The sequence below is a fragment of the Craterilacuibacter sinensis genome (assembly GCF_009831765.1).
Taxonomy (GTDB): domain Bacteria; phylum Pseudomonadota; class Gammaproteobacteria; order Burkholderiales; family Chromobacteriaceae; genus Craterilacuibacter; species Craterilacuibacter sinensis.
In genome coordinates this window covers 345,007-357,064 of sequence record NZ_WSSB01000001.1, presented here as the reverse complement: position 1 = coordinate 357,064, position 12,058 = coordinate 345,007, and the positions used below count along the sequence as shown (strand labels likewise).

11 protein-coding genes are annotated in these 12,058 nt (G+C 56.0%); 5 read left to right on the top strand and 6 right to left on the bottom strand.

What is annotated here, in order from left to right; all coding sequences use genetic code 11:
* Positions 1-20 precede the first annotated feature (20 nt).
* Positions 21-905 carry an alpha/beta fold hydrolase gene (locus tag GQF02_RS01845; protein ID WP_160794425.1) on the top strand — a complete coding sequence of 295 codons (885 nt, stop codon included), beginning with the start codon at positions 21-23 and terminating at the stop codon, positions 903-905.
* Positions 906-931: 26 nt separating this feature from the next.
* Here the strand turns inward: GQF02_RS01845 and eptB are convergent, their stop codons facing one another.
* Entirely contained in the window at positions 932-2,617 is a 1,686-nt protein-coding gene (eptB, locus tag GQF02_RS01840) for a kdo(2)-lipid A phosphoethanolamine 7''-transferase (protein ID WP_160794423.1), read from the bottom strand.
* Between the two features lie 373 nt (positions 2,618-2,990).
* On the opposite strand from eptB, the gene GQF02_RS01835 reads away from it, so the two are divergent.
* The 3 genes from GQF02_RS01835 to GQF02_RS01825 all read left to right on the top strand — a co-directional run bounded on the left by GQF02_RS01835 (position 2,991) and on the right by GQF02_RS01825 (position 6,536).
* Positions 2,991-3,692 (top strand): cysteine hydrolase family protein, encoded by a 702-nt coding sequence (locus GQF02_RS01835; protein WP_220789273.1) that lies wholly within the window; start codon positions 2,991-2,993, stop codon positions 3,690-3,692.
* A 4-nt stretch (positions 3,693-3,696) separates the two neighbouring features.
* Positions 3,697-4,458, top strand: coding sequence for a hydroxyacylglutathione hydrolase (gene gloB / locus GQF02_RS01830; protein WP_160794421.1), 762 nt, complete (start codon positions 3,697-3,699; stop codon positions 4,456-4,458).
* 155 nt (positions 4,459-4,613) lie between these two features.
* Positions 4,614-6,536: a lytic transglycosylase gene (locus tag GQF02_RS01825; RefSeq protein ID WP_160794418.1), complete on the top strand. Its 1,923-nt coding sequence runs from the start codon at positions 4,614-4,616 to the stop codon at positions 6,534-6,536.
* A gap of 2 nt (positions 6,537-6,538) precedes the next feature.
* On the opposite strand, the gene dtd is transcribed toward GQF02_RS01825, so the two are convergent.
* A complete protein-coding gene (dtd, locus tag GQF02_RS01820) occupies positions 6,539-6,991 on the bottom strand; it encodes a D-aminoacyl-tRNA deacylase (RefSeq protein WP_160794416.1) in 453 nt (150 codons plus the stop codon).
* Between the two features lie 90 nt (positions 6,992-7,081).
* Between dtd and yaaA the strand changes: the two genes are divergently transcribed.
* Entirely contained in the window at positions 7,082-7,864 is a 783-nt protein-coding gene (gene yaaA, locus GQF02_RS01815) for a peroxide stress protein YaaA (protein WP_160794414.1), read from the top strand.
* On the opposite strand, the gene GQF02_RS01810 is transcribed toward yaaA, so the two are convergent.
* From GQF02_RS01810 to metG, 4 genes are all read right to left on the bottom strand, one after another.
* On the bottom strand, positions 7,859-8,854 hold the full coding sequence (locus GQF02_RS01810; RefSeq protein ID WP_160794412.1) for a 2-hydroxyacid dehydrogenase: 996 nt from the start codon (positions 8,852-8,854) through the stop codon (positions 7,859-7,861). The genes yaaA and GQF02_RS01810 overlap by 6 nt on opposite strands.
* A 103-nt stretch (positions 8,855-8,957) precedes the next feature.
* On the bottom strand, positions 8,958-9,233 hold the full coding sequence (locus GQF02_RS01805; RefSeq protein WP_124734200.1) for an acylphosphatase: 276 nt from the start codon (positions 9,231-9,233) through the stop codon (positions 8,958-8,960).
* A gap of 275 nt (positions 9,234-9,508) precedes the next feature.
* Complete coding sequence (locus GQF02_RS01800; RefSeq protein ID WP_235930014.1) at positions 9,509-9,700, bottom strand: hypothetical protein; 192 nt, start codon at positions 9,698-9,700, stop codon at positions 9,509-9,511.
* A gap of 208 nt (positions 9,701-9,908) precedes the next feature.
* Entirely contained in the window at positions 9,909-11,969 is a 2,061-nt protein-coding gene (metG, locus tag GQF02_RS01795) for a methionine--tRNA ligase (RefSeq protein ID WP_160794396.1), read from the bottom strand.
* Positions 11,970-12,058 lie beyond the last annotated feature (89 nt).

Here is a 12,058-nt window from a genome sequence, read left to right as displayed (position 1 = left end):
TCAGCCCCCCCCTACCCGCCATGTACACGCCACTCCAGAACGCCCGCTCGGAACTACACCAGCGCGACAAACACCGCACCCGCATCCTGCACTGGGGAAACCCTGATAAGCCGCTTCTGGTATTGCTACACGGCTGGATGGATAGCGCAGCGACTTTCCAGTTTGTCGCCGATCATCTGGCTACACACTGGCACCTCGTCGCGCCGGATTTGCGCGGTTTTGGCGACAGTTCGTGGAATCACAGCAGCTACTATTTTCCAGACTATCTGGCGGACCTGGACGCACTACTGGATGCACTCAGCCCGGGCAAAGCCGTCATGCTGGCCGGACACAGCATGGGCGCCATGATAGCGGGGCTTTATGCCGGCATTCGCCCGGAGCGTATAGACAGGCTTATGCTGATAGAAGGTTTTGGTCTTGCACAAACACGCCCCGAAGAAGCTCCCGGGCGCTATGCGCGCTGGCTGAAAGAGCAAAACCAGCCCCCCGCATTTGGCCAACTGGAAAGCACGTCCAAACTCGCGGACAAACTGCAAGAGCGCAATCCGCGCATGCAGGCCGAACACGCAAGCTATATGGCCGAGCAATTGACCCGCCTTGCCGACGGGGCATTGCACTACCGTGCCGACCCGCGCCACAAAGGCGTCAACCCCATTCTGTACCGGCTGGAAGAGGCCAAGGCTTGCTGGCGCAAGATCAATGCGCCGGTGCAATGGGTGCTAGGTGGCGATATGTGGGATCACCCCATGGCCAAGGGCGTGCTCGACACACTGGACGAGCGGCGCACCTGCTTCCGCCTACTGCAGGAAGTCACCATCCATCAGGCAGGACATATGGTGCAATGGGAGCAACCGCAAGCGCTGGCGCAGACCATGCATGACTTTTTCAGCCAGCCATCCGCCTAGCGCCCACGCTGGCCACTGCATCAGACTCAGGACTTAAGCTGCATTACCGATACAGGCTGCGGCTGGGCACACCAGTTATTGCGCGCACGAATACCACCATCGGGCGAGCTGTAACCCAGACAGCCCAGCACGCTATCGAAGATTTCCTCATGCCGCAGCACCCGCCCCGATGCCTGCAGCTTACGTAGCGCGGCAAAGGCACGCGCCCCCTCGGGCTGAGCAAGATAGGCATCAGACGCCCACATCACCACCGGCACATCAAACTGCTCGGGCGGAGCGATGTCACGCGGCGTGGCATGGAAATGACTATTTTCCTCAATCGACTCGCCATGGTCCGGCACATAAACCATCAGCGCCTTGCGCCCTTTAAGGCGCGCAATCACCTCGGCCAGCACATGGTCGGTGTACAGCACACTATTATCAAACGCATTGATCAGCGAGGCTTTGCTGCACGCATCGTCAATGCTGGTGCATTCCGGGGTATAGCGGGCAAATTCGCGCGGATAACGCTGTGAATACTGGTAATGGGAACCCTTGGTATGCAACACCACCAGATGCTTACCCTTGGGATGGGTCGCCAACGAGCGCTCCAACTGGGGCAGCAACAGCATATCGCCCGTGTGCTTGCCGCTACTGAGCTTGTCCGACACCACCATTTCGCGCAGCGCATACTGATCGGCTTTCATGCTGTTATAAAACCACAGTTCGCTTTGCATGGAATACAACTCACTGCTGTAACCCAGTGACTTCAGCACGGCAAAGACATTACGCTCCTTGAGCGTACGCTGTGCATTGTCGGAAACACCACCTTCACGCACAAACATGCAGCGCAACGATAGCTTGGTCGCGGTATCGCAGGAACGCCCCTGAAATGCCAGTACGTTTTTTTCGCCCCCCAAACGCGGCGTGGTATCGCGCCCGTACCCTAGCAAACCGGTATTACGCCCGCGTGTGGTTTCGCCAATCACGAACACGATGGTCGTGTCCTCAAGGCCGGGACTGCTTTTCCAGCTAAATGCCGTCGCAGGATCCAGCAGTTTGCCGTTACTTTGCGCTTCAGCGGCCCGGTTATAAGCCACCATACCTAGGCCCGCGATCCAGTTACTGGGCAAATAACTATGCGCCACCGCACCTGCGCGGCTGGGGCTATAGGTATTATTCGCCTGCGCTTTGGCTTCTTCATACCTGTCCAGCTGACGCAGGGGAAATACAGCCAGCACAAACGCCAGTACTGTCGTCCATAGCGGCAAAGCTCGCTGACCTGGTGTTTTCAACGCCTGCCACATATTGCGCTCTAGCTTGGTTTTCCACAGCAAGGCAAGAGGTGGAAGCGCCGTAACGACCAGCCACAAAACAAAGTCCCAACCTATCGATTCGCGCGCAAGATCAGTGTCGGTCGTCAGCACAGACACCATCACACCGTAGCCAACCACCACATTAAATAGCGTCATGTAGTAGCTGGCTGCCGCAGAAAACAACAGCAGCAGGCTTCCCAGTACGCGGTAGACCAGACGTCCACCCAAACCAGCCAATGCAAATAACAAGTAACTGAATGCCAGCACGGCGACGACCTCAACCCCGATCGAAACGAACTCTCCCGCGCTGGCTGGCACTATATGCCGCAGAAATACATTCGCATTAAGTAGCACGCCAATATAAAGGGATAACAACAAGGACAGTTGAAACTGGGACAGGGTGAGCAGTTTGCGCATCGGCAACTTTTCAACTTTTAAGAATAATGGATCATAACTAAATTTATTAAGCTGGTCAGTTGGAAAAATAAAAAAATTGGCTTTGGCATATCAATGCCGACCAAAGGAACCAACACTCAATAAAATCATGGGCTTGCCTATGCATCGGCATAGGTGCACTTCAACCCCCTGTGCAAAACAGTGATAATTGAGCGCATGCCGTTTCCAGACCGATTTTAGCGAGCCCCCTTCCTCCGTGACCACACTCAAACGACAACTGCTGATCATCGACCCGCAAAACGATTTTTGCGACCTGCCATCTGCGGCCCTGCCCGTCCCCGGCGCCACGGCGGACATGCTGCGACTAAGCCGTCTGATACAAACACAGGGCCATTTGCTTGATGCCATCCATGTTACGCTGGACACACATCAGCAACTGGATATCGCCCACCCGAGCTGGTGGTGCAATACATCATGCGAAGCGCCGCCTCCCTTCACCCAGATTTCGATTACTGATATTGAAAACGGTATCTGGCAAGCGCGTAATCCGCAGCAACAAGATCACAGCCTCGCCTATGTAAAGGCACTCGCCCAAAGCGGGCGTTATCAACTCATGGTCTGGCCGGAACATTGCCTGCAAGGCAGCTGGGGACAGCAAGTCCATAACGGGCTGGCCAAGAGTCTTGCCGAATGGGAAAACAGCCACGGTCTTAAAGTGAATTACATCCATAAAGGTTATAACCCGAACACAGAGCATTATTCGGCCATTCAGGCGGAAGTGCCCGACCCCGCAGACCCGGCAAGCCAAGTCGACAAAACGTGGATAGCGATGCTCGCTCGCGCCGACGCCCTCCTCATTGCCGGCCAGGCACTATCACACTGCGTAGCCAGCACCATAGAAGATTTGCCGACACAGCTGGGCGAGCCCTACCTGCAAAAAATGTGGCTGCTAAGCGATTGCTCAAGCCCGGTACCGGGTTTTGAAACCATCGCAGAAACATTCATGAGCAAGATGGGCGCACGGGGCATGCACAGTGTGCACAGTAGTGCACTGGACTTAAGCCAATTGACAGCAACAAGTCAGCCAAAGGAGTGACACCATGCCTGAAATCCAGCCTATCAAAGCATTCAACGACAACTATATCTGGGTCTTCCAAAGTGGAAATGGCATATGCGCAGTCGATCCGGGTGACCCAAGACCCTTGCTTGCTTGGCTGGCAGAAAAGCGACAGCCACTGACGGCCATCCTGCTCACCCATCACCACCCCGACCATATAGGCGGACTAGCCCGCCTGCGCGAGCACTTCCCCGAAGTGCAAGTGTATGGTCCAGCCTCCATTGCAGGTGTCACCCACCCGGTACGCGAGGGCGGGCAAATCAGTCTGGGCGAACTGGCACTGGATGTTATCGCTACACCCGGCCACACACTGGATCATCTGATCTATCTGGGTCCTGACTTTGCCTTTACCGGAGACACACTGTTTGCCGCAGGCTGCGGGCGCCTATTCGAAGGCACACCAGCCATGATGTACCAGTCGCTATCCCGACTGGCAGGCTTGCCCGACACTACACGCCTCTATCCTGCCCATGAGTACACACTGGCCAACCTCTATTTTGCCCAAGCATGCGAGCCGGACAATCGGACCATCAAGGACAGGCTGGTATGGGCGCAACAATGCATGGAGTCCAGCACCCCCACGCTGCCGGTTCTGCTCAGTGCAGAAAAAGCCAGCAACCCCTTCCTGCGCGCCTCGCTTCCAACGCTTGTGGCGGCAGCGTCCAGCCGTGCAGGACATGCAGTCAAGCCGGGCCTGGAAACCTTTACCATTTTGCGGCAATGGAAAAACGAGTTCGTTAGATAGCAATCATGCTCCATTAATAACAAATGCATCACACTGCAAACCGTGTGCATTTATCGCAATATTGTTGATTTCAATTGATTTATTGCGTTGACAGCCCCCTCTTGCGTGGTAGCATCGGCACGGAATGAAATATCGAATACCGGGCTCTCCTCGAAATGAAAAAACTCACGCTTGCACTTTCCCTGGCTCTCGCCTTTTCCGCATTTAAGGCACCAGTACAGGCTGGGACACTGTTTGGCAAACCCGCAGGAGCCTCGGTAGACGAGGCGATGGCTGCAGGTCTGGACATGATGCTGCTAAACACCAGCTTGCTCAGAAATGGCGACAATCTGTTGTTTCGTGCGCGCGAAGGCTTTCAGATGGCCGAGGTCAACCCGGAGCTGATCCGCAAGATAGAGCGCCAATATGCGGCCAATCCTGCCGGATTACAGCGCAGTATGGCCCGCAGTCAAAAATACCTGTTCTTCATCATGAATGAAGTCGAAAAGCGCGGCATGCCGACAGAGCTTGCCTTGCTGCCTGTCGTGGAGAGTGCCTTCCTGCCAACGGCACAATCCCACGTCGGTGCGGCCGGTTTGTGGCAGTTCATGCCGGCAACCGGCCGCCAGTACGGACTGGAACAGACCTGGTGGTATGACGGCCGCCGCGATGTTATCGACGCCACCCATGCCGCGCTCGATTACCTGCAATATCTGCACGGACGATTTGGCGATTGGGGCTTTGCCCTGGCTGCCTACAACTGGGGTGAAGGCAATGTCTCGCGTGCCATCGCCCGCGTCAGGGCCCAAGGCCAGGTCGAAACTTACGAAAACCTGCGCCTGCCAAATGAAACCCGCAACTATGTACCCAAGTTGCTGGCCGTGCGCAATCTGATTGCCGAGCCGGAAAAATTCGGACTCAACCTGGCCGCCTTTCCCAACAAGCCCTACTTTGTCGCCGTTTCCACTGGCCGCCATATGGATATAGATGTAGCGGCACGGCTGGCCGAGGTATCCAGCGCAGAATTCCGCGAGCTAAACCCCGCATTCAACTTGCCGGTTTACGCACACAAAAGCGGTCGCCAGATGCTGCTGCCCGCCAGCAAGCTGCACCGCTTCGAGCGCAACCTGGCGGCATGGGACAAGCCGCTACTGAACTGGGACGTGTACATGCCGGACAGCAGTACCGATGCACAGAGTCTGGCCCAGCAGTTCAATATGGATGCGAACGAGCTGATCCGGGTCAACAACCAGCGCAACGGCCGCTTTGCCGCAGGGCAACCGGTCCTCGTAGCTGCCAACAACAGTAATGCAAGCCCCGTCGCACTACGGGTATCCAGCGCCGGACGCGCCTCTGCACTGGAAACGCCCATGGTCGCCGCCATCGGTCGCGATGACGCCGCGCCAGCTCAAGCAGATACAACCGAGCGCACGGTGCTGACGCCGGCCATCCAGCAAGCAGCGCCTATCGTACCCCCCCCTGTAGCGCCAGTGCTCGTCGCCACGCGCATCACACCGACGTCCGCCATTGCACCCGTCGTGACAACAACCGCCGCGGTTTCCGGCTTGCAAGCGGCAAGCCCCACCGCTCAGCCTATCGCCGTCACGGCCGAGACAGCCGCCCCTAGCCTGACAATCAGAACGACTCCTGCACTGCAAGCATCAGTCGCCGTACAAGCACTGTCCCAAGCCCAGCAAGCGGCCATGCCGCAATTGCAAAATGGCCAGCACATCGTTGGCACGGGCGATACGCTTTACAATATTTCGCGCCGCTACCAGATGAGCGTGAGTGAGCTGCAAGCACTAAACGGACTGGACAACACCACACTGCGTCTGGGGCAAAGTCTCAAAATCAGTGGTACACCCATTTTGGCCAGGCCCGTCCCGGCCAGCAGTGAAGCCATCGCCCAACTGGCACAACTGGATCAGCCCGCCACCTTCAAAAAAGTCAGCCGCGAGTATGTGGTACAGAGCGGCGATACCGTTTTCGGCATTGCCCGCAAGCTGGGCCTGAACCATGCCGACATCCAGCGCTGGAACGATATCGGGCAACAAGCCAGCCTGCAACCTGGTCAGCGCCTGCTGATTCAGGGCTTGTAAGCCTATTCGGGCAGGCGGCTATCCAGCCACAAGGTCACCGGCCCATCATTGACCAGACTGACCTTCATCTCTGCGCCAAAACGGCCGGTTTCAACCGGCCGGCCCAACATGGCAGACAGGCGCTCGACAAAAGTATCAAACAAGGGGCGGGATAGCTCGGGACGGGCAGCGCGGCTATAGCTTGGCCGGTTGCCCTTCTTCATACTGGCCATCAAGGTAAACTGACTGACCGCCAGCACGTCACCCCCGCAGTCCAGCAGCGAACGGTTCATCACCCCGGACTCATCGTTGAACACCCGTAGCTGACTAATCTTGCGCACCAGCCAGTCGATATCACTCGCAGCGTCCGGCTCCTCTATCCCAACCAGCAATAACAGGCCGCCAGCGATGGCTCCCACCACCTCGCCATCCACCGTGACACTGGCCTCGCTCACCCTTTGCAGCAACACGCGCATTCCTTGCACCCCAGCTTTTCGAAAAGCTGTATTTTACGGGCTTTAGGATACAATCCTGAAATTGCGTATGCTTTCAAAGGCCATTACTCCATGCTAATGCTGATCTCGCCGGCCAAGACTCTGGACAACACCCCCCCTCCGGAAGGCATACCCTGTACCCAGCCTGAGCTGCTGGCAGATAGTGCTGCCTTGATGCCCACGCTGCGCGAATTAAGCCCGCAACAACTGTCTCAGCTAATGAAGATCAGCGACACCCTCGCCATCCTCAATGCCGGCCGCTTTGATAGCTGGCAACCCCCCTTTACCAGCAGCAATGCAAAGCAGGCTGTACTGACGTTTATGGGGGATGTATACGAGGGGCTGGGTGCGCAGCAGATGAATCAGGACGAGTTGCTATGGCTGCAAGACAGGTTGCGCATCCTGTCCGGTTTATATGGCGTATTAAGACCACTGGACCTGATGCAGCCCTACAGACTGGAGATGGGTACGCGTCTGGCCAATGCGCGGGGCCATAATCTGTATGCCTTCTGGGGCGACATCATCACCGACACCATCAACCGGCGCCTGGCACAAGACACCGACCCGGTGTTAATCAATCTGGCCTCGGAAGAGTATTTCAAGTCAGTCAAACGCCAGGCCATCAATGCAGCCATTATCACGCCTGTGTTTCAGGACAAGAAAAACGGCCAGTATAAAATCATCAGCTTTTACGCCAAACGCGCCCGCGGGCTGATGGTGCGCTGGGCGTTGAAACACAAGATCGAACAGGCGCAAGATCTGCGTCGCTTTGACAGTGAAGGCTATGCCTTTGATGCCGTTGCATCGAGCGAACTTGAGTGGGTATTCCGCCGCGACTCAGCAGGCGGCTTATAGCAAAACCTCGTTCAGCAGATGCTCGCCGCGCTCATAGGCCTGCGCATTTTCCAGTGTCGTTCGGGCAATAGCCGCCAAGGCTTCCTGTGTCAAAAACCCCTGATGGGATGTCACCAGCACATTGGGGAAAGTCAGCAGCCGCGCCAACTGGTCATCCTGCAGGCAGGCTGCGGACAAATCCTGGAAAAACACACCCTCCTCCATCTCGTACACATCCAGCCCGACCCCCGTCAGATGGCCTGCCTTGAGCGCATCAATCAGCGCAGACGTATCCACCAGCCCGCCGCGGCTGGTATTAATCAACACAGCCATAGGCTTCATCGCCGCCAGCGCCTTGGCGTTGATGATATGGTGCGTAGCTACGCTAAGCGGCAGATGCAGGCTAAGTACATCACTCTCACCCAGCAGACGCGCCATACTGCAATACTCAAAGCCCAGACTGGCCGCTTCCTCCACTTGCGGCCGAGGATCGCACGCCAGCACACGCATGCCAAAACCACGGGCAATGCGAATGGCCGCCAAGCCTATGCGCCCGGTGCCCAGTACGCCAAATGTCTTGCCCTGCAAATTGAAACCAACGAGTCCATCCAGCGCAAAATTCAGCTCGCGCACGCGTGCATAGGCCTTGTGCGTATGGCGCACCACGCTTAACAGCAGGGCAAAAGCGTGTTCGGCGACCGCTTCCGGCGAATAAGCCGGCACCCGTGTCACCGCCACGCCATACCGGGCACACGCAGCCAAATCCACCCCGTTGTAACCTGCACAGCGCAGCGTCACCAGCATCACCCCCGCTGCGGCCATCCGCTCAACCACGCTATCGTCTATGCAATCATTAACGAAGGGGCAGACTGCATCAAAGCCCAGCACCAGACTCACGGTTTGCGCATTCAGGCGCGGTTCGAAAAAAGTCAATTCATGACCAAAAGCGACATTGGCCGACTCCAGTGCCTGACGGTCATAATGTTTAGTATCGAAAACAGCGATGCGCATATCAGCCCCTTTGCGGGATGAATAACGATGGTGAAGCTGACTGTATCGTAGCAAGTGACCCCGTTAGGACCGGGATATAGATAGAAAAATAAAAACGCCCACCTTACAGGGTCGGGCGCGGGATAAATCCCTTACAAGCTTGTAAACCCAGTTCGATCACGCAAACCTTGTCAACTCTGGCCGCTGTCGGCCCCCGCTGCGCCCAAAGGATAAATGCATCAACCGCTGCAGGTTCTCCCTCAAGCAAGACTTCAACCGTACCGTCACAACGATTCCTGACCCAGCCATTCAAGCCGAGCTCACCACTTAACATGACAGCACTATCACGGAAGTACACACCCTGTACCTTTCCGTAAATACGCAACAGACGCGCAATCATGGTGATGATTTCCGACAAAGAATGGATCAGGGATAGCAAGTATCCAGAATAAAGGCAGACGCAGACGGCGATACACAAAACCTGACTGGTCTCATGACGCTATAGCATGCCTAAAGCTAAGACTTGAAAAAATTTGGGCCGCTATTGAAGCGGCCCCATACCCGATCTGACAACACCCACTGGACGGCAGCCCTGCCGCTGCAAACCATATCCACAATGGATGCTCAAACTTAAACTACCCGAAATAGACTATACGATCATCTAAGCAGCACTGCTTAGCAACTGGCATTCAGATAGGCATCCGCCGGATAGACTGCGCTTTCAACACCAAGCAGTGAGCGGAAAGTGACCTGAAACTTGCGGCCGACCGGTGCAACCTCAACCACCTCGTAGCGATCTACTTCGCCATTGTCTTTTTGCTCGTGTATCTGGAACCCTGGCTGCAACTGGCTTACTTTTATCATCATTGTCTGACCTCCTTTATCAACAATCCCCATTAACCAACCCTTTTATCTTATATAAAAATAAATATTTATCAGTAAATACTAAAATTCTTTACTCGTCAAGAATACGATAGCACTCATTCATTACACATTCATTAAATACCCAAAATGAAAGCACTACAAATGCGAAAATGCTTTTGTAGTGCTTTTTTGCTACACCACCACTGAATAATTAGCCCACGCGCATGCCTGGCAGTACACCCTCGTCAGCATCCAGCAGGAACAGGCCCTGGCTATCTTCCGTACCCGAGCCGCAGACTATCATGCCGGCCGATACGCCAAAACGCATCTTGCGTGGCGCCAGATTGGCAACCACCACCACATTGCGCCCGATCAGCTTTTCCGGCTCGCCATACGCCTTGCGGATACCGGAGAAGATATTGCGCGTCTCAAAACCCAGATCGACAGTGAACTGCAACAGCTTGTCCGAGCCGTCAATAAACTTGCAGTCCAGTACCTTGCCGATGCGCAGGTCGACCTTGGCAAAGTCATCGATGGTAATGGTATCAGCCAGAGGCTCGTACTGTGCCGCTGCGGCGGCTGGTGCTTGCTGTTCCATGCTTTGCTTGTTCGCTTCTATCAGTTTCTCGATCAGCACCGGATCGATGCGCTGCATCAGATGCTGATAAGGATTGATCACATGAGCCAACAGCAGCGTCTCGCTGTCGGACCACTGCAGTTTTTCCAGATTCAGGAAGGCTTCGACACCCTCGGCCAGCTTGGGCAATACCGGTTTGAGGTAGATAGTCAGCAGGCGGAAAGCGTTGATCAGTACCGAGCACACTTCCTGCAGGCGGGCGTCCTGCCCTTCCTGGCGCGCCAGTTCCCACGGCTTGTTGGCATCGACGTAAGCATTGACCAGATCGGCCAGCGCCATCACATCGCGCAATGCCTTGGCGTACTCGCGTGCTTCAAAGGCGGTGGCGATATTGGCGCCTTCGGCCTGCAAACGGGTCAACAGCTCCAGGTCGGAGATGCCGTCGGCCAGCTTGCCGTCAAAGCGCTTGGCGATAAAGCCGGCGGCGCGGCTGGCGATATTGACAAACTTGCCCACCAGATCCGAGTTAACCCGGGCGATAAAATCATCGAGCGAGAGATCGATGTCTTCGATGCGGGCATTGAGTTTGGCGGCGATGTAGTAACGCATCCACTCCGGATTCAGCCCGCAGTCAAGGTAGGACTTGGCGGTAATGAAAGTGCCACGCGACTTGGACATTTTCTGCCCATCCACGGTCAAAAAGCCGTGCGCGAACACGCCGGTCGGCGCGCGGTAGCCGGCGTACTTCAGCATCGCCGGCCAGAACAGCGCATGGAAGTACAGAATGTCCTTGCCAATAAAGTGATACAGCTCGGTACTGGAATCGGCCTTGAAGTACTCATCGAAATCGATGCCGGTTCGGTCGCACAAATTCTTGAACGAAGCCATATAGCCGATAGGTGCATCCAGCCAGACATAGAAATACTTGCCCGGTGCATCCGGAATCTCGAAGCCGAAATACGGTGCGTCACGCGAGATGTCCCAGTCCTGCAGGCCACCCTCGATCCACTCGTTCATCTTGTTCAGCGATTCGGCCTGCAAATGCATCTGCTGTACGCCGTCGGCGCGCAGGGAGCTGCCGCCAGTCCACGCCTTCAGGAAGTCGGCGCAATCGCCCAGCTTGAAGAAATAATGCTCGGAGCTGCGCAAGACCGGCGTCGCACCGGATACGGCCGAGTACGGGTTCTTCAGCTCGGTCGGGCTATAGGTGGCACCGCACACCTCGCAGTTGTCGCCATACTGGTCCTTGGCACCGCACTTAGGGCACTCACCCTTGACGAAGCGGTCAGGCAGGAACATCTGCTTTTCCGGGTCGTACAACTGCTCGATGGTACGCGAGGAAATCTTGCCGTCGGCACGCAAAGCCTTATACACCGTCTCGGCATAGGCCTTGTTTTCCGGACTATTGGTCGAGTAGTAATTGTCGTAGCCGATATGAAAACCGGTGAAGTCGGCCAGATGCTCGTCCTTCACGCGTGCGATCAACGCCTCGGGGGTAATGCCCTGCTTCTCGGCTGCCAGCATAATGGGCGAGCCGTGGGTATCATCCGCACATACATAATGGCAGTCGTGCCCACGCATCTTCTGAAAGCGTACCCAGACATCGGTCTGGATGTGTTCGACCATATGGCCAAGGTGGATCGCGCCGTTCGCATAAGGCAGCGCGCTCGTCACCAAAATCTTGCGTTTCGTCATCGGAAAGCCCCTGGATTCGATTTCAAGCCATCGATTATAACAATAAAGGCAGGGCAGGATCGAAACCGACCCGGCCCTGCCTTTTCATC